The sequence below is a fragment of the Paraburkholderia fungorum genome, from assembly GCF_046027605.1.
In the GTDB taxonomy this organism is placed as follows: domain Bacteria; phylum Pseudomonadota; class Gammaproteobacteria; order Burkholderiales; family Burkholderiaceae; genus Paraburkholderia; species Paraburkholderia fungorum_F.
In genome coordinates, this window is the sequence record NZ_JAQQEF010000033.1 from 23,753 (window position 1) to 46,172 (window position 22,420).

Below are 22,420 nucleotides of genomic sequence, written 5' to 3' on the forward strand. Positions count from 1 at the left end.
CGTTTTGTGTTCGGGCGGCCATTATGGGTGCAACGCGCGCGGTACTCCTCGCATCTCCACGCCCTGGTGAAGGCGTGTCTCATGTGTTCCCCCTGCCACTGCCCGCGTCGCTACACCCGCTGCTCATTAGCCGGATAATAAGACTTCACTTACCTATCGAGAGGAGCGTGTTGCGATGTCTGCCTATGAATCCAAAGTGCCGCGGGTACTGTTGACCAACGACGACGGTATCGACGCGCCCGGTCTCGCCGTGCTCGAAGCGGTTGCCGCCGAGCTCGCCCACGAAGTCTGGGTAGTCGCACCCGAGCACGATCAGAGCGGCACATCGCATTCCATCAGTCTGCATTCGCCGCTGCGCGTGAGCCGCCAGGGCGAGCGGCGTTTTGGCGTAGCGGGTACGCCGGGCGATTGCGTCGTGATGGGTGTACGGCATCTGATGCGCGACGCGCCGCCTACGCTGATTCTGTCCGGCATCAATCGTGGCGGCAATCTCGGCGTCGAGACGATGTTCTCGGGCACAGTCGGCGCCGCGATGACGGGCCTGTTGCTTGGGTTGCCGTCGTTTGCATTGAGCCAGACTTTCAGCAACCGCGACAAGGTCCGCTGGGACACCGCGCGCGCCCTCGCGCCTGGCGTGATCCGCCAGTTGCTCGCGATCGGACACGATGCGCCCACCTGCCTGAACATCAATTTCCCCGACGTCGACAGCGCCAGCGCGGGTCCGCTCACGCCGAGCAAACAGGGGGTCGGACTCGTCGAGGATATCGAGGTGCTGCCGCAAGTCGATCCACGCGGTATCGCTTATCACTGGTTGCGGTTTCAACGCGGCACACGCGCGAACGACGCCGATAGCGAAACAGCCGTGGTGGCGTCCGGACGGGTGTCGGTTACGCCTCTTGCGTTCGATCGCACGGACGAGCCTACTTTTGCGCGGCTTGCTGCGGCGTTGCGATAAGCGTGGGTCTGCGCGGCTCGCTGCGTCGCTGCCCTAACCGCCTTGTCTGCGCAGCTTGCTGCGTCGCTGCGATAAGCGGCGGTCTGCGCCACTTCACGGACGCGGCGCCGTAGTCAGGCTCGGCGCACCGCCGGGTCCAGCGGGATCCGGATTGCCGAACGCGGGAAGGCTGCCATCGGCGCGGGCACGGGCGATTTCCGCGCGGACCTGTGCGCGTGTTTTCGGGCCGCCCTCCGATTTCAACTGCGTACCGGCGGAAGACACAATCTGAGGCGACGATGAAGAGGATGACGATGATGGCGATGGCACCACGGCAGGTGCGGTCAGCTCGGCTTGCCAGCCTGGCGGCAGCGTAGATGTCGGCCGTGCTGGCGGTACCGGTTGTAACGCCTGTGTTGCCTGCGCCTGTGTTGCCTGCGCCTGTGTTGCCTGCGCCTGTGCCTGTGTCGCCTGAGACGCAGCAGCCGCACTGGTGCCGTTCGAGACGACCTTCACCTCAGCCAGCCCAACAGATGACGAACCGGCGACAACAGGTGCGCCGGCACCACTCGCTCTGCGTTGCGAAGGGCTAGCGGCGCCCATAGCGGCTCCTGCCGTTTGAGTCCCACGCCGGGTTTTCGCGTCACTGGATGCACGATTCGAGTGTTCACGCTTCGCGACATAACCTTCATGCGAGCGGCCGCTTTTCCCAGAAGACGCCATCGACGATCGTGCCGATTTCGATCCTTGCAGCGCCAGCGTCTCCCCTTGCGCGGGTACTGGCGCGTGCTGCACTAACTCCGCGCGCGCCTCCACTTCGCGCTGCAGCGCGAGAACCTGATCGTCGTCCCGGTGTGCCGCACGCACCGCGTCCAGTTGCGCCTGCGCGGAGGCAAGATCGTTGCGCTGCAGACTATTGCGCGCCGCCTCGAGATCACCGGCAATTGCCGCCGCCGAACCGCTTCGTCCAGCAACCGGTCCGGAACTCACCGAACCGGTCATGGTGTCGCTGCGTGGCTGATGAGTCGCCCCACTGTCGCGTTCCAGGCCGAGATCGTCCGACGACAACCAGCTTTTGTCCGACTGCGAAATATAAGCCGCGATCGCAACCGCGCCGACAAACAGGCTCGTGAGAACTATCTTCCTGGGTTCGCTAACCATGACGTCTCCCTCTCAATTCGTGACCCTGCGCGTTCGCGAGATCGCAAAACGTGCCCGAATTCATCAGAGGGTTCACAGCGAATCCATCAATCGATGCCGCCGCAACGACCGCGAGTTCGGGCCGGTACAGTCACGTACGAATAAGAGTGCAAGGCGGATGCCTGCTATTTGCTATTTATAGCCTCGAAAGTTCGATTCGTCCGCTCGCGCGGGGCGTGTTGTCCGAAAAAGCCAGCCTGCTGACCCCGCCATTCCTACGACGATTTTTTGGAACTCCGAAGCAATGTCGAACGGGTTCGCATTCGGCAAAACCATGCGCCTAAACAAGCGGCCCCTCGCTCTGCTTGCCGCGCACGGCAACCACAATCGAGCTTCCAACGATCAACGCAATACCGAGCAGCGCCGTGCTGCCGATCGTCTCGCCCCAAACGATATAGCCGAACAGCGCGGCCCACACGATGCTCGTGTAGTTATACGGCGCGAGCGCGGCGGCGTCGGCCTGTCGAAACGCCATCGTCATCAGCAACTGCCCTGCCGTGGCGAATCCGCCGAGCAATGCCATCACGCCGAGCGCCTCGATGGAAGGCGGGCGCCACGCGAAAAATAACGACGCGCCGGTGACGATCGTGCCGATCATCGTGAAATACAACACCGTGGTACGCGAATCGTCGGTGGCGCGAATCCGCTTGATCTGGATGATCGATAACGCGCCAAAAAACGCGCTCGAAATCAGCAAAACCGGACCCAGCCAACTCGAGTGCGAACCGTCCGGGCGCACCACGAAAAGTACTCCGACAAAGCCAATGGCGGCGGCAAGCGCATCGCGTGGCTTGAGCGTTTCCTTCAGAAGGAGCGGTGCAAGAACGATCACCAGCAAAGTTTCCGAATAAACAATCGCCACGGCTTCGCTGAGCGGCACGTAGGGCAGCCCTGCAAAAAACAGCCCCGAAGCACCGAGCAACGTCAACGCACGCAAGGTCTGTCCACGCAGATCCATATGCCTGAAACGTTCGAGGAGCGGCTTGCCGCGCAGGCAAACCGCCACGGCGGGCAACAGGCCGAACAGCATCCGGAAGAATGTCACTTCATTGGCCGGATAAGCGAGCGCCACGGATTTCGCCAGGGCATCGACGAGCGCAAAGCAGAACATCGAAACCAGAATCAGCGCGACGCTGCGCAACGGCACGGCTGCACTCCGGACAGCGGTGATGGGCGGCATGAATTTTCCTGGACACGTGCCAGGCGGCACGCGTCTGTAGGGTTTTTGCCCCCGATGAAAGGGCGGCGTAATCGAAAAACGGATTATGCCTGCGGATCCTCGCGCAATCGACTCAAAGACCGCGGCCAACAGTTCAGCATGGCGCCCGGAGAGCGTGTCCGCGCTCTCTGCCTAGCCGCCAAGCACGGGGTCAGCCGTTGCCGCCGTGCCAGAGCGTGAGCTTGTTCACCACGACAAGCACACCCGGCACGGTTCGCGCGATCTGCTCCGCCTGCCTGATCTGATCGGCGCTGTGCACCGTGCCGGTCAAGATCACCGCGCCGTCCTGTGCGCGCACGAACACGCCCGACACATTGAAGCCTGGGGCCTTATCGAGCGCTTGCCGGACTGCCGTTGACAGATTGATGTCCGACTGCGACGCAGCTTTGCCGCTAGTCACTGGAGGAGGCGCACCAGCGTTTGACGAACCGCCGCCTGTTTGCACACAAGCCGAAAGCGCCGTGGTCATGCAGACGGCGGCCAACAGAACACGTACTGGTTTGCGGTTCATGGGTTTTGTCCGGTGGACATTCGCGGCGCAACCCAAAACACTGTATAAAAACACAGTATAATGGTCCATCTGGACGGCCCCGCGATTCGTGCCCGGGCCGTCGCTCTCCAAGGTTTGAGTCATGGTGTCCCAGCAAGGCCTGTTTGCCCCCGAGCCGGTACGCCTCGTCAATGACGAGCAAGGCGGGATTCGCTATTTACCTGAGTCGATTCCGGCACTCACGGCGCAAAAGTGGTTCGATCAGGCGCTTGAAAATGTCGGGTGGTTGAGCCGGCAGCGCATGATGTACGACCGGGAGGTGGCCGTTCCACGTCTGCTCGCCACTTTCTCCCGCGAGTCCGACGACCTGCCTGCGCCGCTCGCCGAAGCATTTGAAGCCGTCCGCTCACTGCTCGGCGCGCCGTTCAATCGCGTCGGTCTCAATCTCTATCGCGACGGCAACGATAGTGTCGCGCTTCATAGCGACAAGACAGAAAAGCTGCTGCCGGCCCAGCCGATTGCCGTCGTCTCGCTCGGCGCGAGCCGCCGCATGTCGATTCGCCCGAAGGCGGGTCCTGGCCGGATCGTGCATGTGGAGCTGGAGCCAGGCAGTTGCATCGTCATGAGCTATGCGTCGCAATTCACGCATGAACACGGCATCCCCAAGCTGGCCGATATAACCGGCCCGCGTATCAGCCTGGCGTTTCGCTGCTTTGCCAGCTGAGCGTCACACTCAAGCGGCATATCCAGGCGGCGCACCGAAGCGTCACACTCCAGCGGCACTCCTGGCCGGCACACCCCGGCGCCACATCAAACAGCATAAATTTCAGTGTTCTCCACCAACGGCAAAAACTCCCCAGTACGTCCGTCAAGTGCAAGCATCGCGCCGCTTTCGATATTGAAAATCCAGCCATGCAGCCGCAGTGTTTTTTTCGCGAGACCCACGGCCACCGACGGATGCGTGCGAATGTTCGCGAGCTGCGCCAACACGTTGTCTTTGACCAGAGCGTCGAGACGCTCCGCATCGGACTGGTAAGTCCGCGACGCATTGATCGCTCGCGCCGCGTCTGCGTGGCGGAGCCAACCCGCCACGGCCGGCAGATGGTCGAGGTTCATGCACGTGCAGATCGCTGTCATCGCCCCGCAATTGGAGTGACCGCAAATCACGATATCCCGCACGCCCAGCACGGCCACCGCATATTCGACGGTGGCCGAAACGCCGCCCGGCTCCGGGCCATAAGACGGCACGATGTTGCCCGCATTGCGGATCACGAACAGCGAGCCGGGCTCTACCTGGGTCAGCAATTCGGGAACGACACGGCTGTCCGAGCAGGTCACGAACAGCGCACCCGGACTTTGCGCCGTCGACAAACGTTTGAACAAGGCGCTCTGCTGCGGGAAGACTTCGCGTTGAAAGCGGATGAATCCTTCAATGATGTCCTGCACAACGTTCTCCGGATAATCAAAGCCTCAGGCGGCCGGCCCAGCGGCAAAGTCCAAGGCGTGTCTGCGATCGGTTGGCGCGACTATACCGCAGCCTCGCTGGTCTCATCCATCGTTGGGCGACGCCGATCCTGAAGCACAAACTGTACGCCCGCGAATCGTCCTTCATACCCACGGCGAAACAAAAAAAGCCCCGACTGTTCGTGACCGGGGCTGACTCTCCCGCTCGCACAGCGAAACCGTGCGGGCATCAGATTGCAACTCAGTTGAAATCTCCGGTTTCGAGCTCCACGGATTGTCCCCCGTTTTTTTCGAGGACCCGCCGGGTAGCATTTTCAATCCGCGCGCGGTTTGCCTCGAAGGTACCGACCAGATTGTGGGCCGATGGTCCTTCGTTGCCGAAATGGTCGTTCAGCGCGTCCAGCGACACGCTGCACCAGACGTCTGCTCCATCGACATTGGCTTCGAAGGCGACGCGCGCCGCTGCCACCACTTCACGGCGTCCGGTGAATTCGATCCTCATAATGACCCTCCATTTGTCGAAAGTAACACTGAGCGCGCAAAGGCTGTGCCAAGCCGTTCTGGCTTCGCCATCACCTCGCTATAACGGCTTTTCGTTCAGCGCACATTCTCCACAAGGTGCATACTCGTGATCGGCCGCCTTCGGGCGGCCGCGCTTATGCGTCGGCGTGCATGTCATCTGCCACGCCGTCAGACGCCTCCAACATACTAATCTTACCGCCCCATGTCCCGCAGCCCCCAATCGTCGCGTCCTCTCATCATTGCCGCGGTCATGGCTTCGATGGCAATGGTCGCCATCGAAGCCACCATCGTTTCCACCGCCATGCCACAGATCGTCGCGCAACTCGGCGATCTACATCTCTATAGCTGGGTCTTTTCCTCGTTCCTGCTGACGCAAACCGCGATGACCGTGGTGTTCGGCAAACTCGCCGACCTGTATGGGCGCAAGCCCGTCATGCTGGCCGGCATCGCGATCTTTCTGCTCGGCTCGGTGCTGGCCGGCTTCGCCTGGTCGATGCCCGCCATGATCGTGTTCCGCCTGATTCAAGGTGTCGGGGCGGGTGCGATCCAGCCGGTCACGCTGACCATCGTCGCCGATCTCTACCCGGCGCGCGAACGCGGCAAGGTGCAAGGCTATCTTGCCAGCGTGTGGGCCATTTCCGCGGTGATCGGACCGATGGTCGGCGGCTTCATCATTCACAACCTGTCATGGGCGTGGATCTTCTGGATGAACGTGCCGATCGGTCTCGCGTCCGCGGCGGGCTTCATTGCGTTCCTGCGCGAATCGGAGCGGCATGCGCGTCCGTCGATCGACTTCGCGGGCGCGGCGCTGTTCATGGCGGCGATCGCCGCATTGATGATGGCGCTGACTTATGCCGGCGACGACGACCTCGTCAAGGCATCGCTCGCGGGCGGTGCGTTCATGCTGTGCCTGCTGGCGTTCGTATTTCAGGAGCGCCGCGCGACTGAGCCGATGATCTCGTTCGCCCTGTGGAGCCGCCGGCCGATCGCCGCGTGCAATGCCTCAACCGTGCTGTCCGGCATGATCCTGATGGGCGCCACCACCTTCCTGCCGATGTATGTTCAGGGCGTGCTGCACCGCTCGCCCGTGGTCGCCGGTCTGGCGCTCACGATGATGATGGTGGGCTGGCCGACGGGCGCGACGTTCGCGGCGAAATCCCTGCATCGCCTCGGCCTGCGGCGCATCCTGATCGGCGGCAGCGCCTTCGTGCCGCTCGGCGCGGTGCTTCTGCTGTTCCTGCAGCCCGGCGGCTCGCCGCTCGTGGCGGCGTTCGGTTCGCTCATCATGGGCTTCGGCATGGGCACGGCGAGCGTCAGTTCGCTGATGCTGATCCAGGAGATCGTCAAGATGGATGAGCGCGGCAGCGCTACCGCATCGAATCTGTTTTCGCGCAATCTCGGCAGCACGCTGGGCGCGACGGTGTTCGGCGCGGTGCTCAACTTCGGGCTCAGTCACTCGAAGGGCGTCGCCGTGGTCACGTCGGACCAGCTGAAAGCCCTGCTGCAGAATAAGGTAACGAGTCTTGCCGATAGCGACATGATCCGCATGGTGTTGCATCAGTCGCTGCACCTGACCTTCATTGCGATCTTTGTGATTGCGATTTTTGTGGTCGCGCTGCTGGGGTTCGTGCCGGCGATCAACATTGGCGCGGACAAGCAGATGCCGCTTGAAGCGCTCGCGCCGCTTGAAGATTGAGCTTTGGCGTTTCGCTACGGGCCGCTCGCGGGCAGCGTGGCCGCGAAGAAGTCGACCGCTCGTTGAGCGGTCTGCGCGTGGATCGCATCGCGGTCCACGCCCGGATTGTCTTTGCAGATGCCGGCAAGGCGCTCGACCACCTCGGGCAGGCAGGTGTCGAGAAAGGTGTAGTGCGACGCGCCCGGCACCATCGTGACGCGGGCCTTCGGCAGCAAACCCGCGATACGGTGAATGTTGGTGGCCACGGGCGCAGTCACGTCGGCCTCGCCCGCCACCAGCGAAACGGGAATGCTGACGTCCGCGAATGACGCGCTATCGAACGCCTCGCCCAGCGCCGGCGCGATCGCAAAGACCGCCTTGATGCGCGGGTCCCGGTACGACGCGCCCGCGCGTGCCCGTGAGGCCTTCGTCTCCGGCGAGAGCGTGGCGAGCGTCAAGGCAGGCGCGTTGGGATCCTCGTGAATTCTTGCGGCCTCAGGCGGATGACAGATCGCGTCGGCCTGCGGTGACGCGCAAAAGCGCTCGAACGCCGCCAGATTGGTTCGCGCGCCCGCCAGTTCAAGCACCGTATAACCACCGAGCGAGAAACCCACGGCGCCGATCCGGTCCCGGTCGACATGCGGACCCAGCATCGGGTCGGCGAGCACGCCGTCGAGCACTTCGCTGGCGTCCGTGGCGCGTTCCCACCAGAGCATGAAGCCATCGCGGGTCATCGGCTCAGTCGCGTTGTTACCCGGATGATTAGCGCCCGCCACGATATAGCCTTCGGCGGCAAGCGCCGAGGCCAGCCAGTCGAGGCTGTCCGCGGTGCCGCCGGTACCGTGCGACAGCACGAGCAGCGGATAGGTTGCGCGTGCGCTGGACAGCGGCGCGCCCAGCACGGCCGGATGCCCGCGAAACAACGGATGACCGGGCGCGCCGAGGTCATGCGCGGCCTCCGGCAATGCCGGATCGGCCGGATACCAGATGCTCGCCACCAGCGCCTGGGTCCGGGCCCCGCGCCAATGACGGGCCACGGCGGGATGAAACACACGCACGCCCTCTCCTGCATGCCAGGACACATGATCGGCCGGCACGGCGGCGCCCGCCCACAACAACGCCACCGCACATGCGAGGGCGGCACACATCAATCGAAACATAGTCAGTCCTTGTGGATGGGGATCATGCGGTGCCGGGCTTCATCATGGCGCCAGGATAGCGGCCTCATTGCCGGGAGATGGTGCAGAGCTTGCGAAGTTTGCCGGGACGCGCGCCGCAATGGCCGCACATCTGGTTCATGTCCATCCTCCCGATCGAGTCGCATTTGTAGAACCGGCCGTCCGTGCCGTTTACCTGAAATCGCGGCCCACCCGAATTGCCTCAGCCGCCCTTCGCATATAACGTCGACTCCGCGAATCCTTCTGCAGCGAGCACGTGTCCCACCAGAATCAGCGCGGTCCGCTCGATGTGGGTGGACTGCACTTTCCCGACGATATCGTCGAGCGTACCCGTGATCTTTTCTTCATCCGGCCAGCTCGCGCGGTAGATCACCGCGATCGGACAAGCGCCGCCGTAATGCGGCCGCAGTTCATCGACGATACGCGCGAGATGGCGAACGCCGAGGTGAATGGCCATGGTCGCGCGGTGTCTCGCGAGGTCGGCGAGTTGTTCGCCTTCGGGCATGGTCGTTTTGCTGGCGAAGCGCGTGAGGATCAGCGTCTGCGAAATATCGGGCAACGTGAGCTCGCAACCGAGCGCCGCCGCGCACGCCGCGGTCGCCGTCACGCCGGGCACGATCTCGTAGGGAATGCCGAGTTCGCGAAGCCTGCGGATCTGCTCGCCGATCGCGCCATACAACGACGGGTCGCCGGAATGCACGCGCGCCACGTCCTGGCCTTTGTCGTGGGCCGCTTTGAGTAATGCGACGATCTGATCGAGGTCGAGCTCGGCGGTATTCACGACCTGCTCCGCGCCATGCCCTTCCAGCACAGCGGCCGGCACCAGCGAGCCGGCGTACAGGATCACCGGGCAAGCACGCACGAGGCGCTGCCCTTTCACTGTGATCAGTTCCGGGTCGCCGGGACCCGCGCCGATAAAAAACACCGTCATTCCATACTCCAGGTTCGTTCGGCCGGCATGTCATGCATGGGCCATTTAACTTAAGCGTTGCCCTCGCAATGCTTCCATCAAGTCGGCCACGTTTGCAAACTCACGATCGACTGCGGGCAAATCAGGCCGCCGCAGCATCACGACCGGCAAACCGCGTTCGCGCGCGACCTCGAGTTTCGCTTCTGTCGCGCTGCCGCCACTGTTTTTGCTGACGACCACATCGAATGCTTCGGTGCTGAACAGCGCTCGCTCGCCTTCGAGCGTGAAGGGGCCGCGTGCCGCCAGAATGCGCGCACGTGGATGGGTCTCGTGTGCTTCCAGGCAGCGTATCGTCCAGAACTGCTGCGGCGGGATCTCGTCGAGATGCGCGAGCGGTTCGCGGCCGAGCGTGAACAGCGGCCGCCCGAACGATGCGAGCGTGGCCGTGAGTTCGGCCCAGGCGTCGACCATGCGCCAGTCGTCACCGGCTTGCGGCAGCCATCCCGCGCGACGCAGCGCCCAGCACGGCACGCGCGCGGCGGCGCTCGCTTTCGCCGCATTCGCGCTAATCCGCGCGGCGTACGGATGCGTTGCATCGATCACAAGGCCGATACGTTCGTCCCCGATATAGCGCGCCATGCCTTCGCCACCGCCGAAGCCGCCCACGCGTACGGCGCATGAGAGATCGTCCGGCACCTTACCGAGGCCCGCGAGACTGTACACGTGCTCGGGGTCGAGCTGTCTTGCGATCCGCAACGCGTCGCCGGTGCCACCGAGCAGCAGGATCCGCGTCATCGCGCGACTCCGATCAGATTGCCCTGGCGGTCGATCGCGAACATTTCGACCGCGACCTGCGGCGGCACGATCTCGCGCGCGACAGCGAGCGCGTGCCGGCAGACGATATCGCCGAGCGGCACGTGTCGCGCGTGCGCCAACGCGACGGCCTGCTGGCTCGTATTGGCGGCGAGGATCGCCGCCTGCAAGGCAGCGTCGGCGCCCTGCCCGGCGGCCCACGCTGCAAGGCGCTCCAGATCGATGCTCGAATTGCGGCTATGCAGGTCGAGGTGCCCGGCGGCCAGCTTGCTGAGTTTGCCGAAGCCGCCGCACACGCTCAGGCGCTCGACCGGCGCGCGCTTCATATGCTTGAGCACCGCGCCGACGAAGTCGCCCATTTCGATTAGCGCGATATCCGGCAGACCATAATGCGCGCGCATCGCGTCTTCGCTCGCGTTGCCGGTGCAGGCCGCGAGATGCACGTAACCGTTGGCACGCGCGACGTCGATGCCCTGATGAATCGACGCGATGTAGGCCGAGCACGAGAACGGCCGCACGATGCCGGTGGTGCCGAGAATCGACAAGCCACCGAGGATGCCCAGGCGCGGGTTCATCGTCTTCAGGGCGAGTGCTTCGCCGCCTTCGACGCCGATCGTCACTTCGAAACCGCCGCTGTACTCATGTTCATCCGCGAGCGCGGCCAGATGGTCGGTCATCATCCGGCGCGGCACGGGATTGATCGCCGGTTCGCCGACCGGCAGCGTAAGGCCGGCGCGCGTGACCGTGCCGACGCCCGGCCCCGCCCGAAATATCACGCCCGGCTCGGCACGCAGGCGCACGTGGGCGAAGACGATCGCGCCGTGGGTCACGTCGGGGTCATCGCCTGCGTCTTTCACGGTGCCGGCTTCCGCGCCGTCCGCAGTGAGGCGGCAAAACACCAGCGGCATCGGCACGTGCTGGCCCTTCGGCAACACGATCTCCGCGACCTCGCTGACGATACCCGCGAGCAACAGACGCGCGGCCGCGAGCGACGTCGCGGTGGCGCAACTGCCGGTGGTGTAGCCGCTACGCAGCGGCGCGGGTTGTTCGGGCGTTTCTTCGCGCATTACGTTTGGGGCGGGGAATCGCCCGGCTTCGTGACATCCAGCAACGTGATCGGCAGCGCCTGACGCCACGTATCGAAGCCGCCGAGCGGCTGTGCGTCGGCCAGCGCGATGCGGCTCAGCGTGCCGCCATGCTGCGCCCGCCACGCCACGAGCGCCGCCTCGCCCTGCAACGTGACCGCATTCGCGACCAGCCGCCCGCCGTCACGCAGACGCGCCCAGCACGTTTCGAGCACGCCCGGCACCGTCACACCGCCGCCGATGAACACGGCATCCGGCGCCGCCAATCCTTCCAGCGCATCCGGCGCGCGGCCGGCCACCAGCTGCAAGCCCGGCACGCCCAACGCATCGCGATTGTGTTCGATGAAACGCTGCCGTTCCGCATGCCCTTCGATCGCGATCGCGCGGCAAGTCCGGTGCGCGCGCATCCATTCGATGCCGATCGAGCCGCTGCCCGCGCCGACATCCCATAACAATTCGCCCGGCGTCGGCGCGAGACGCGCCAGCGTGATCGCGCGCACGTCGCGTTTGGTCAATTGACCATCATGGCGAAACGCGTCATCGGGCAAGCCGGAGGTCAACGGCAAACGCGGCGCGCCTTCCGTGGCCCGGCATTCGAGTGCGATCAGGTTCAGCGCCGCTGCTTCGGCCGCGGACCACTGATCCGCGCGGCCATCGATACACCGCTCCAGTTCGCCGCCCAGATGTTCGAGCACCGTCATTCGGGTCGCGCCGAAACCGCGCGCATTCAGCAGTTCAGCCAGCGCCGCGGGCGTGCGCCCATCGGCGCTCAACACGAAGACACGCGCGCCCTCGTGCAGATGAGCGTTCAGTATCGGCAAGGGCCGGCCGACCAGCGAAACGGTCGCGACATCCTGCAACGGCCAGCCAAGCCGCGCGGCCGCCAGCGACACCGACGACGGCGCGGGCAGCACCCGCAACTCGCCCGCCGGCAACTGCCGCGCCAGCGTCGCGCCGACGCCGAATAGCATCGGGTCACCACTCGCCAGCACACACACAGAGCCGCTACGCTCGGCCAGCAAAGGCGTCAGATCGAACGGCCGCGGCCATGCCGCACGGCGCGCGGCGAGACGCGCGGGCAGCATCGCCAGATGCCGTTCGCCGCCGTAGACCACCGACGCCTCCAGCAAAGCACGCCGCGCGGCCCGCCCCAAGCCGGCGAAGCCGTCATCGCCTATGCCCACCACGGTCAGCCACGCCGGCATGCATCCATCCTTGTTCTGTATCTTCAAATAGTGCGCTGTGCCACGCCGATCAAAGCGTCCAGCCTCGTTGTGCTGTTCGAAAAAAGGCATAATACAGCCGCCGGTGCCCTTCGGGGCCGAAGAGGGAACACAGTGCCACTGTGGCTGCCCCCGCAACTGTATGCAGCGAGTCCGCCTGCGCTCCGCGCCACTGGTTCGACCGGGAAGGCAGCGGCGGACCATGACCTGCCAGCCAGGAGACCTGCCGGCCAGACTGTTCGTGCCAGCCACCATCGGGCGGGGTGTACCGATGCCGCAGCAATGCCCGCTGGGCGGCGCTCGGGCCATCGCGCGACGCTCAACCCGGTGTCCGTCTTGAAGCAAGTTTCGCCCTCCACTGTTTTGCCCGACGCGGCCTTCGCGCTGCGGCCCTCGGCGTGCCCGGGGCTGCTGCGCATCGTCGCTGCGCGCGATGGCGGGATTTGCCGGATCAAATTGCCCGGCGGCGAGCTGAGCGCGGCGCAGGCGGCGGTGATCGCGGATGTGAGCGAGCGCCATGCGGCTGGGGTGGTGGAGCTGACCAATCGCGCGAATCTGCAGGTGCGTGGCGTGCGCGGCGGACATGAGGCGGCGCTGATCGCGGCGCTGGTCGATGCGGGGCTCGGGCCGATGTCGACGCCGACGCCGATGCCGACATCGGGTGCAGCGGATGCGGCCGTCGAATCGACGGTGAGTGGAGCGGCCGCTTCAACGGCACGGTCGGCGGACTTGCGGCATGCCTTTTCGAATCTGCAACTGGCTTCGGCCGCCGACGACGTGCGCAACGTCATGATCAGCCCCGCAGCCGGGCGTGATCCGTTCGCGCTGTTCGACACGAGACCGCTTTGCGCCGAGCTTCTCGCGCTGCTGCAAAGCGATGCGCGTTTCGCGGCGCTGTCGCCGAAATTCGCGTTGTTGCTCGACGGGGGTGAGCGCCTTGCGAGGCTCGATCATCCGCATGATGTCTGGCTGGCGGCCACGCAAGCTGGAGACGGTGTGCGATTTGTGTTTGGTTTGGCGGGTTGTCCGCCTGTGATGGCGAACGCGAATACCGGCGCCGTTGCAACCGTGCTGCCTTCGCAAGTCGCCGCCCTGGTCCGCGCATTGCTGCATACGTTCCTCGATCTGGCAGCCGCCGATGCCACGCGCATGCGTCACGTGCTTACCGCACATTCGATCGACACCGTATTGCAGCACGCTCAAACGTATGTCGATTTCCCGCTGTCACACGACACGTCGCTTGCAAACTGGCAACGCGCCACGCCTGCCGATGCCTCCCTGCGACTCGGCGCGCACGCCCAGCGCGTGGTGGGCACGCTGCACGTAGGCGGCCAACCCCCACTCGGACGCCTCGACGCAGCGACCCTGCGCGGCCTCGCCACGCTCTCGCAACAGCAAGGCAACGGCACGCTACGCATCACGCCCTGGCAAAGCGTGTTGCTACCCGATATCGCCGCCCATGCCGCGCCCGCCGTGCTCGCTGAAATGGTCGCGCTAGGCCTTGCCTGCGATCCCGCGCAGCCCATCACACACTTGATCGCCTGCGCCGGTTCAACAGGCTGCGTAAAAGGCCTCGCCGATACCAAAGCCGACGCGCTGCTTCTAGCGGATCGCTTGCCCAATGGCGTCGAGATCCATCTGAGCGGCTGTCCGCGCTCGTGCGCCGCCGCGCATTGCGCGCCGTACACCCTGCTGGCCGCCGCGGCCGGCATCTACGACCTTTATCGACGCGACGGCCAGCCGGGTTTCGGCTCGTGCGTCGCGCGCCACCTCACGATCGAACAGGCCGCCGACATGCTCGACTCATTGGCACACCCGGCCCGGAGCCCTTCAGATGCTTGATTACATTCGCGACGGTCAGGAGATCTATCGCCAATCCTTCGCGACGATACGTGCGGAGGCCAATCTCTCGCGCATTCCCGCCGACCTCGAGAAACTCGCGGTGCGCGTGATTCACGCCTGCGGCATGGTCGACGTCATTGAAGACCTGCAGTTCTCTGAAGGTGCAGGCGCGGCGGGCCGCACGGCCCTCGCACAAGGTGCGCCGATCCTGTGCGATGCCGGCATGGTGGCGCAAGGCATCACGCGCGCGCGACTGCCCGCGAACAACGCGGTGATCTGCACGCTCACGCGTCAGGACGTGCCCGCGCTCGCGCGCGAACTTGGCAACACCCGCTCGGCCGCCGCGCTCGAATTGTGGCGGCCGCATCTGCCAGGCAGCGTGGTCGTGATCGGCAACGCGCCGACCGCGCTCTTTCATTTGCTCGACATGCTCGATGCCGGCGCGCCGAAGCCTGCGCTGATCCTTGGCTTTCCGGTCGGTTTCGTCGGCGCGGCCGAATCGAAAGCGCTGCTTGCCGATGACAGCCGCGGTGTGCCCTACGTCGTGGTTCACGGTCGACGCGGCGGCAGCGCGATGGCCGCCGCCGCGGTGAATGCGCTGGCGACGGAGGTCGAGTAAATGACCGTGCAGGGACGTTTATTCGGACTGGGCGTCGGCCCTGGCGACCCCGAACTCATCACGCTAAAAGCGCTGCGTTTGTTGAAAGGGGCACACGTGGTCGCGTATTTCGTTGCGAAGGGTAAGAAGGGCAACGCGTTCAGCATCATCGAAGCGCATTTGCATGACGCCCAGCAGCATCTGCCGCTCGTTTATCCCGTCACCACCGAAGCGCTCGAGCCGCCGCTTTCGTATGAAGCGATCATCGCCGACTTCTACGACACCGCCGCGCAAATCGTCGCGGGTCACCTGGACGCGGGCCGCGACGTCGCGGTGATTTGCGAAGGCGATCCGTTTTTCTACGGCTCGTATATGTACTTGCACGACCGGCTCGCGCCCCGCTTCGAGGCCGAGGTCGTGCCCGGCGTGTGCTCGATGCTCGGTGGCGCGGCGGTACTCGGTGCGCCGCTGGTGTATCGCAATCAGAGTTTGTCGGTGCTCTCCGGCGTCTTGCCCGAGGACGAATTGCGCCGGCGTCTTGCCGATGCCGACGCTGCCGTCATCATGAAACTCGGCCGCAATTTCGATAAGGTGCGGCGCGTGCTCGGCGAACTGGGACTCGCGCATCGTGCGCTTTACGTTGAGCGCGCAACGATGGGCAATCAACGCATCGTGCCGCTCGCCGAGGTCAATCCGATGGCTTCGCCGTATTTTTCGCTGCTCGTCGTGCCGGGGGAAAAATGGCAAGGATGACGCCGCCTGCGATCGTGATTCTCGGTGCGGGCGCGCTGGAAACCGCACGACGTATTCAGGCGCTGTATGCCGGTTGCGAGGTGCATGCGTTGCGGGGGCGAGTCGAGGCTGACGTCGCGTATACCGAGCTCGGCGCGCACTTGCGTGAGCTGTATTCGCGCGGCACGCCGATCGTCGCGCTGTGCGCCGCCGGGATTGTGATTCGATGCGTTGGGCCGTTGCTGTCGAACAAGGGCGTCGAGCCACCGGTCTTGGCGGTTGCCGAAGATGGCAGCGCGGTCGTGCCGTTGCTCGGCGGCCTTGCAGGTGTCAACGTGATCGCGCGTGAGATTGCGGCTGTGTTGGGTGTGTCGCCAGCGATTACGACGAGCGGAGAACTGCGCTTTGGCACGTGTGTGCTCAATCCGCCTGAAGGCTATGCGCTTGCCGATATCGTGCAAGGTAAGCGCTTCGTGTCGGATCTGCTAGCCGGAGAAAGCACGCGGATTGAAGGCGAAGCGCCGTGGCTCGACGATGCGCAACTGCCGCGCTCTGATTCGGCGCGTCTCGCGATTCGCGTGACGCCGCGCGCCTCGCGTGGGCGTGATGATGAGTTGGTGATTCATCCGCGGAGCGTGGTCGCGGCGGTGACGGTGCGCACGGAATCCGGCGAACAGATAGCAGCTCGCGTGCGCCAGGCATTGGACGCCCAGGGTCTCGCCACGCTTTCTCTCGCCGCGTTGCTGGCTTCTTCTGAACACATGGCGGATCCGGCGCTCGCTGATGTCGCTGCCCGTCTGAACGTGCCGCTGCGTTTTGCTCAGCCGCGCCCGGAAGACGGCGAGCCGCCGAGCAATTTGCTGCATGCCGCGCTGCGCGTCGCTTATCAAACGCTGCACGATGACGCAGACGGAGGGGTCGCGCTAGCATTGGCAGCCTTGGCCATCGATCCGGACACAATCGGCCGACCACGTGGCCGCCTGACGGTGATCGGCCTCGGTCCCGGCAGCGCTGACCTGATGGTGCCCGCTGCCCGGACAGCATTAAACGAAGCCACCGATATTCTGGGCTACGAAACCTACGTGAAAATGGCAGGCCCGTTTCGCGCGGATCAACGCGTAGACGGCACGGATAATCGTGAGGAGATGCAGCGCGCGCGTCACGCGTTCGAGTTAGCGAGCACGGGACGTTCGGTGGTGATGGTGTCGTCGGGCGACCCCGGTGTGTTTGCGATGGCGGCCGCGGTGCTCGAGGCGCTCGATAACGCGCAGCCGAATGCGGCCTGGCATGCCGTCGAGTTGTCGATCGTGCCAGGCGTGTCCGCCGCAATGGCGACCGCCGCGCAAGCCGGTGCACCGTTGGGCCACGACTTCTGCATGCTGTCGTTATCCGACAATCTGAAACCGTGGACCATCATCGAGAAGCGCCTCAAGCATGCGGCCGAAGCAGACCTGGTGATGGCTTTCTACAACCCGATCTCTCGCGCACGGCCCTGGCAGTTGGACAAGGCACTGGACATTGTGCGGGAATACCGCGCCGCAGCCACGAAGGTGGTGCTCGGCCGCGATATCGGCAGACCAGGCAGCACCCTGCGAACGACCACACTCGGCGAATTGCGAGCGTCGGATGTGGACATGCGGACGATGGTGATCGTGGGGTCATCGACGACGCGGGGGTTTGCTAATGGCATCGACGGTGGCGAGTGGGTTTATACGCCGCGCTGGTATGAGTGAGCACGCTGCTCACAGTCGCCCCATTCCCTTCACCAACGCCCTCATCTGCTCCCCGTCCGCTCGCGCAAGGTCCTCAAGAACCGTAAAGTGATTGCACCCGGCGAGCGCCACAAACTCGACCTGCTCACCCGCTTGCCTGCACGCCGCCGCATATTCCTCCGAATGCCGAACCAGTTCCGCCAACTCGGCTGTGCCGACGCTGACCGTCATCGGCACACCTTTGCCGATGTGCCGCATCGGGCTATAAGCATCGATCTCTGCTTGCGTGAGCTGCAGCTTCTCGTTGAGCCACGACATCGCAATCGGCTCCAGGTCCACCAGGGCGCTGATCGGCATGGCGTGCACCACAGACTCATGCGTGCGATAAAGCGCGCTCAACTGCCCGCCCGCGGAATGCCCTGCCAGGCAAACAGGGCCCCGCGTGCCGAGCCCATCGCGATCGGCCGCCAGCGCCGCCAGCAGCGCATCGATTTCACCGACGATCTGCGTCATCGACGCCTGCGGCGCCAACGTGTATTCCGCGAGTACGACATTAAAGCCGCACCCCAGCGGCCCACTCGCGACGAACGCAAAATCCTCCTTGCTGCGCGCCTGCCAGTAGCCGCCGTGAATGAATACGAAAATTGGCGCGTCAGGCCTGCCGCAAGGAAACCAGTCGAAACGTTGCCGTGGCTGAGAGCCGTACGCGACATCACGCCGGCATGGCACAGCGGCATACAACGCCGCGCTGCGCGTCTGAAACCCGAGCATGCGTTCGGCGACGTCGGCCACCGCCGCTACGTTGTCGTAGGCCGCGCGCAGCGCCACTTGATCCATGCCGCGATAGAGTTGAGTCATGATATCCCCGAGTCATTCATCGAAATCAATCCGTTCCAAGGCCCTCAAGCCCCTAAGCCGCCACCTTCAAATCATCGATCGCCCGCTGCCTCACCCCCAGATCGTCCCAAAGCTCAGGATGGCATGTGAACACGAGGATCTGGTGTCGCGTGGCCGCATCGATCAGTGCGCGCTTGATCGCCTCGCGCCGCGCCGCATCGGTATGCACGGCGGCGTCGTCGAGCATCAGCAAGGTGGGGCGGCCCGATGCTTTCAAAAGATCCGCATAGGCTAGCCGCGTCAAAATGCCGAGCTGTTCGCGCGTACCGAAGCTCAACGCATCGAGCGTATCCGCACGGCCATAACGATCCAGCGTCGCGGGGCTCAGATCGTCGCCGAGCGCGAGCGTCGACTGCGGGAAAATCCGCTTCAGGTAGTGCCCAAGCCGCTCGGTCAAGGGCGCGCGCAACTGCGCCACCGCTGCATCGCGTTCGTCGACGAGCACTTCGTCCAGCAAGCTCAACGCACTCGCGCGCAAGCTGAGTTCGTCCTTGCGGCGCGTGGCTTGCTCGACCGCTGCGTTGACCACCGCAAGACGCTCGCCGAGGCCGGATGCCCCCACCGTCTCGAGCTGACTGCGCAACTGCGCGATCCGCACTTGCCGTTCGTGCTGCTCGTTGCGCGCGAGTTCCGCCGACGCTCGATAGCGCTTTGCCTCAGCCGCCGGATCGTCCAGACGCGCGGCTTCCAACTCGCGCTCGCGGCCCTCGAGCTGTTTCTTCAACGCCTCAACCTGCACACGCTGTTCGACGATTTTCGTCTGCCACTGTGCGCGGTTGCGGCAGAACGCTGCGTCGCTCAACTGCGCTTCCTTGCGCTGCAACTGCGCGGCGAGCGATTCCGTCGTGGCCGTGGCGGTCGAGCGCTTTTCGGCGGCTTGCGTGAGGACTGTCCTGGCGGCGTCCAGCGCATCGCGCGCGATCTCGGCGTTGCGGCGCGCCTCGTCGAGCGGAGCCGCGGCGGACACATCGGGCAAAGCCGCAAGCCGTCCATTGGCCGATTGCAATCGTGCATCCGCCGAAGCCAGCGCCGCCCGCAGCGCGTCGATACCCTGGGGCGCATGCACCTCGAGTATCTTCGCCTGACTTTTCTGCTGCGCGACGAGTGCCTTCCACTGCTCGTGCCTGGCCTCAGCCTCACCCAGTGAAGCAACGCCAAGCGTCTGCACCAACTGCGCATGCCGGGTTTCGAGCGACGCCAGCTCAGACAGTTGCGCGGACAGATCGGACACGCCCGGAATCACCCGCAATTCACCGAGCGCGCCAAGGCCGATCCGCTTCTCCTCGTCGAGCCGCAGTACACCCTCGCCGCTCACCTCCGTATCGCCGACGGTAATCGCCCCGTTCAAGCGATACTCGATGCGCGTCATCGCCGCTTCAGTCCGCGCGCGCAGCACGGTCAACTCCGCATCGAGCGATTGGAGCCGCTTCAGTTGCGCCCCGTCGATTTCAAGCAGGGCCGCCGCGCGCGTCGCTTCAAGCACGGCCTCGTTCGCCTTGCCCGCGGCCTTGATCGACGCCTCCAGCCGCTCGCGCTCGGTGCGGTGAAGCGCAATCTGACTCCGCAAATCACCCACGGTGACGGCAGCGTTCGCCAGTTCCTGCGCGCGGCTCGCATCGGCGTATATCTGTTCGAATTGCGCCACACGCGCCTGCGTCTGCGCATGTTCGTTCTGAAGCGCCGACACATCGGCTCGCGCGGCATCGAGTTGCTGCCGCTCGCGAGCGACGGCCGCTTCCAGCTCCGTTGCGGCCTGCTCCTGCTGCACCGAGAGCGCCAGTTCCGCATCGCTCAATTTCAACGACTGCGCGAGCCCCTGAAGACTGCGCTCGAGCTCCGCCGCGGCATCCGCGCGTTGCTGCGCCTCTACGGCCTTCTGCTCGTGAAGCGCCCAGGGACGCTTGCGCTGCGCATCCTCGAAAGCTTCCTGCTGCGTGGCAAGGCGCGCGATATTCTCGTCGAACTGCTGACGCTGCCGCTCCAGATCGTCGCGTTCGACAATCAATGCCGCCAGGCTCTGTTCGGCCTCGGCTAACGGTCCGGTGGACTTTTGCGTACGCGCCGTGAGCAGTTGCCGAAGCTCGCGCTGCACCGCCGCGATCAGCGCATCCTCACCCGCCGATTCATGACCGCCCGACAGTTGCGACAAGGCATCGCGCAGATACTGCGCCGCGTGTCCGGTGGAGTCGCGTACTTCCTGCGTGCCACCTTGTTGCACCCACAACAAACCGGGAACGCCTGCATTTTCAGCCTTCAACGGACCACGCGCGGCACGCGAAAAGCCAAGCAGCGCAGCGAGCTTGTCTTCCGCTTCATCCTCGCCGAATACCGCCTGGCCGATCTTCAGCTCGCAGCGCTGGCGCGTGACGAACTGCTTCGACAGCCGGCACGCCGTGCCATCCATATCGAACGTCACTTCAACCGACGGTTGTCCGCTCGCCTTGCCCCATGGCAACAGGTCTTTCAGATGCGAAGCCTTGTAGCGTTCGAGGAACACCGCCCGCACAGCTTCGGCGATCGTGCTCTTGCCGGCCTCGTTCGGGCCGGTGAACAGATTGAGCCCGGGCTGCAGATCGCCGATAACGAGCCGGTCGGTGAACTGCTTGAACTCCTGAATCGCGATGCTTTCCAGCTTCATGCGGACCTCGCTTCGCGCGGCAGTTCACGCTGAAAACGCGCCAGCAATAATAAAGCCTCCGCCGCGCGTTTGACCTGTTGCGGGTCGGACTGCGGGTCCTCCTGCAGGCCGCGCAAGCGCGCGACCACTTTCGCCAGATAGCCGCTTTGCGCGCCGAGTTCGGCGAGATCGTCGGCGGTGGGCAGCACTTGCAGGCCACTCAGATCGACGCGTAGCGCACGCACCCGCGCGCGGGTTTCTTCCACCGCGACGTGAAGCGCTTGCGCCTCGGCCAAGGCGCTCGTGCCGCCGACGGTGACCCGCAACACGTCGTGACTGCCCAACGCGGCGAGGCGCAGCTTGAGCGAATCCACATCGGTCGGCACGGAGATCGTTTCTTCCCAGCGATGCCATTGATATTTGCCGACTCGCACCGCTTCGACTAGCGGCGCGGCGCCTGGCTCAGTCAGCGTGACGTCGAGCATGAAGCCGGGATCGTTGGCGCGGAACCGGTCCTGCTCGTGTGTGCCGGCATACCAGGTGCGCTCGTCCACACGCAAATGGCCGTGCCAGTCGCCCAGCGCGAGATAGTCCAGACGGGCGCTCGCGGCACGCGTCGGCGCGATCGGGTTCGACGAATCGATGCCCTCCTGCAGGATCCCGCTCACGCTGCCATGCGCGAGCCCGATGCGGTGATAGCCGGGCGGCGTCGGTGTGGTGTCGAAGAAGCCGGTTGTGTCGTCGTAGGTGATACGTTGCGTGAGCGGCGCGCAAAGCAATGCGGCCTTGCAGGCGTCGAGCGTCACCACGCCGGGTTCGAGCACCACCCGCACGTTGGGCGCAATGCAGTTCAGCCGCTGCGCACGGGTCCACACGCTCTCGACCAGCGCGGCGTCGTGATTGCCGGGCAGCATGATCCACGGGCCCGGGAAGGCTTGCAGCGCGCCGAACAAACGGCGGATCACCGTGTCCGATACGGTCTGCAGGTCGAATACGTCGCCGGCAACCAGCACGGCGTCGACCTGGCGCGCCGCCGCTTCCTCGGCGAGCCGGCGCACGGTTTCAAAGCGTGCTTCCGCGAGATGCGCGGCTTCGTCCGGCTCGAACTGGCCGAATTGCGTGCCGATCTGCCAATCCGCAGTGTGCAGAAACCTGATCAATGTGCCTCCATTCCGTTCAATTGCATCGTCTTTCAGCGCGCATGCAGCGCTCGTTCAAGCATCGCCACGCAGTCTAACCGCAGATGTTACCGCGCGGCGGATCAAGGAATGGCCAAAGCCGGACCCCATGCCGGAACAGCGGCGCTACA

20 protein-coding genes and 1 riboswitch are annotated in these 22,420 nt (G+C 64.7%); of the genes, 7 read left to right on the plus strand and 13 right to left on the minus strand.

What is annotated here, in order from left to right; genetic code table 11:
• Window positions 1-175 precede the first annotated feature (175 nt).
• Window positions 176-955: a 5'/3'-nucleotidase SurE gene (gene surE, locus PQR53_RS34045; RefSeq protein WP_408464227.1), complete on the plus strand. Its 780-nt coding sequence runs from the start codon at window positions 176-178 to the stop codon at window positions 953-955.
• A 93-nt stretch (window positions 956-1,048) separates the two neighbouring features.
• Here surE and PQR53_RS34050 read toward each other — a convergent pair whose 3' ends face one another.
• The 3 genes from PQR53_RS34050 to PQR53_RS34060 form a co-directional block, all read right to left on the minus strand.
• A complete protein-coding gene (locus PQR53_RS34050) occupies window positions 1,049-2,095 on the minus strand; it encodes a DUF4148 domain-containing protein (RefSeq protein WP_408464229.1) in 1,047 nt (348 codons plus the stop codon).
• Window positions 2,096-2,414: 319 nt separating this feature from the next.
• The gene (locus PQR53_RS34055; protein WP_408464231.1) at window positions 2,415-3,314 is read right to left on the minus strand and encodes a DMT family transporter; all 900 of its coding nucleotides are present in this window, start codon (window positions 3,312-3,314) and stop codon (window positions 2,415-2,417) included.
• Window positions 3,315-3,504: 190 nt separating this feature from the next.
• Window positions 3,505-3,864 carry a BON domain-containing protein gene (locus PQR53_RS34060; protein WP_408464233.1) on the minus strand — a complete coding sequence of 120 codons (360 nt, stop codon included), beginning with the start codon at window positions 3,862-3,864 and terminating at the stop codon, window positions 3,505-3,507.
• 121 nt (window positions 3,865-3,985) lie between these two features.
• Here PQR53_RS34060 and PQR53_RS34065 point away from each other — a divergent pair, with 121 nt between their 5' ends.
• Window positions 3,986-4,567 (plus strand): alpha-ketoglutarate-dependent dioxygenase AlkB family protein, encoded by a 582-nt coding sequence (locus tag PQR53_RS34065; protein ID WP_408464235.1) that lies wholly within the window; start codon window positions 3,986-3,988, stop codon window positions 4,565-4,567.
• A gap of 86 nt (window positions 4,568-4,653) precedes the next feature.
• On the opposite strand, the gene PQR53_RS34070 is transcribed toward PQR53_RS34065, so the two are convergent.
• Complete coding sequence (locus tag PQR53_RS34070) at window positions 4,654-5,289, minus strand: carbonic anhydrase (RefSeq protein ID WP_408464237.1); 636 nt, start codon at window positions 5,287-5,289, stop codon at window positions 4,654-4,656.
• 259 nt (window positions 5,290-5,548) lie between these two features.
• Window positions 5,549-5,809 (minus strand): DUF1488 family protein, encoded by a 261-nt coding sequence (locus PQR53_RS34075; protein WP_169490214.1) that lies wholly within the window; start codon window positions 5,807-5,809, stop codon window positions 5,549-5,551.
• Window positions 5,810-6,031: 222 nt separating this feature from the next.
• Here PQR53_RS34075 and PQR53_RS34080 point away from each other — a divergent pair, with 222 nt between their 5' ends.
• A complete protein-coding gene (locus tag PQR53_RS34080; protein ID WP_408464239.1) occupies window positions 6,032-7,525 on the plus strand; it encodes an MDR family MFS transporter in 1,494 nt (497 codons plus the stop codon).
• A gap of 14 nt (window positions 7,526-7,539) precedes the next feature.
• Here the strand turns inward: PQR53_RS34080 and PQR53_RS34085 are convergent, their stop codons facing one another.
• The 5 genes from PQR53_RS34085 to cbiE all read right to left on the minus strand — a co-directional run bounded on the left by PQR53_RS34085 (window position 7,540) and on the right by cbiE (window position 12,695).
• A complete protein-coding gene (locus PQR53_RS34085; protein WP_408464241.1) occupies window positions 7,540-8,664 on the minus strand; it encodes an alpha/beta hydrolase family protein in 1,125 nt (374 codons plus the stop codon).
• A 220-nt stretch (window positions 8,665-8,884) separates the two neighbouring features.
• Window positions 8,885-9,613, minus strand: coding sequence for a precorrin-4 C(11)-methyltransferase (gene cobM, locus PQR53_RS34090; protein ID WP_408464243.1), 729 nt, complete (start codon window positions 9,611-9,613; stop codon window positions 8,885-8,887).
• A gap of 45 nt (window positions 9,614-9,658) precedes the next feature.
• On the minus strand, window positions 9,659-10,387 hold the full coding sequence (locus PQR53_RS34095; RefSeq protein WP_408464245.1) for a cobalt-precorrin-6A reductase: 729 nt from the start codon (window positions 10,385-10,387) through the stop codon (window positions 9,659-9,661).
• Window positions 10,384-11,472: a cobalt-precorrin-5B (C(1))-methyltransferase gene (locus tag PQR53_RS34100; protein ID WP_408464247.1), complete on the minus strand. Its 1,089-nt coding sequence runs from the start codon at window positions 11,470-11,472 to the stop codon at window positions 10,384-10,386. Before PQR53_RS34100 ends, PQR53_RS34095 begins: the two co-directional genes overlap by 4 nt.
• A complete protein-coding gene (gene cbiE / locus PQR53_RS34105) occupies window positions 11,472-12,695 on the minus strand; it encodes a precorrin-6y C5,15-methyltransferase (decarboxylating) subunit CbiE (protein WP_408464249.1) in 1,224 nt (407 codons plus the stop codon). Before cbiE ends, PQR53_RS34100 begins: the two co-directional genes overlap by 1 nt.
• 84 nt (window positions 12,696-12,779) lie before the next feature.
• Window positions 12,780-12,958: riboswitch (cobalamin riboswitch) on the plus strand.
• Window positions 12,959-13,040: 82 nt separating this feature from the next.
• Here cbiE and cobG point away from each other — a divergent pair.
• The 4 genes from cobG to cobJ are packed head-to-tail and all read left to right on the plus strand — an operon-like array spanning window position 13,041 to window position 17,618.
• Entirely contained in the window at window positions 13,041-14,555 is a 1,515-nt protein-coding gene (cobG, locus tag PQR53_RS34110; protein ID WP_408464312.1) for a precorrin-3B synthase, read from the plus strand.
• A complete protein-coding gene (locus PQR53_RS34115; RefSeq protein WP_408464251.1) occupies window positions 14,548-15,174 on the plus strand; it encodes a precorrin-8X methylmutase in 627 nt (208 codons plus the stop codon). The genes cobG and PQR53_RS34115 overlap by 8 nt, the downstream gene beginning before the upstream one ends.
• Window positions 15,175-15,906: a precorrin-2 C(20)-methyltransferase gene (locus tag PQR53_RS34120; protein ID WP_408464253.1), complete on the plus strand. Its 732-nt coding sequence runs from the start codon at window positions 15,175-15,177 to the stop codon at window positions 15,904-15,906.
• Window positions 15,903-17,618 (plus strand): precorrin-3B C(17)-methyltransferase, encoded by a 1,716-nt coding sequence (gene cobJ / locus PQR53_RS34125; protein WP_408464314.1) that lies wholly within the window; start codon window positions 15,903-15,905, stop codon window positions 17,616-17,618. The genes PQR53_RS34120 and cobJ overlap by 4 nt, the downstream gene beginning before the upstream one ends.
• A 9-nt stretch (window positions 17,619-17,627) precedes the next feature.
• On the opposite strand, the gene PQR53_RS34130 is transcribed toward cobJ, so the two are convergent.
• From PQR53_RS34130 to PQR53_RS34140, 3 genes are read right to left on the minus strand one after another with little or no spacing between them, the layout of a single operon-like run.
• On the minus strand, window positions 17,628-18,455 hold the full coding sequence (locus tag PQR53_RS34130) for an alpha/beta hydrolase (protein ID WP_408464255.1): 828 nt from the start codon (window positions 18,453-18,455) through the stop codon (window positions 17,628-17,630).
• Window positions 18,456-18,507: 52 nt separating this feature from the next.
• Window positions 18,508-21,132 (minus strand): AAA family ATPase, encoded by a 2,625-nt coding sequence (locus tag PQR53_RS34135; RefSeq protein WP_408464257.1) that lies wholly within the window; start codon window positions 21,130-21,132, stop codon window positions 18,508-18,510.
• Window positions 21,129-22,271: a metallophosphoesterase family protein gene (locus PQR53_RS34140; protein ID WP_408464259.1), complete on the minus strand. Its 1,143-nt coding sequence runs from the start codon at window positions 22,269-22,271 to the stop codon at window positions 21,129-21,131. The genes PQR53_RS34135 and PQR53_RS34140 overlap by 4 nt, the downstream gene beginning before the upstream one ends.
• Window positions 22,272-22,420 lie beyond the last annotated feature (149 nt).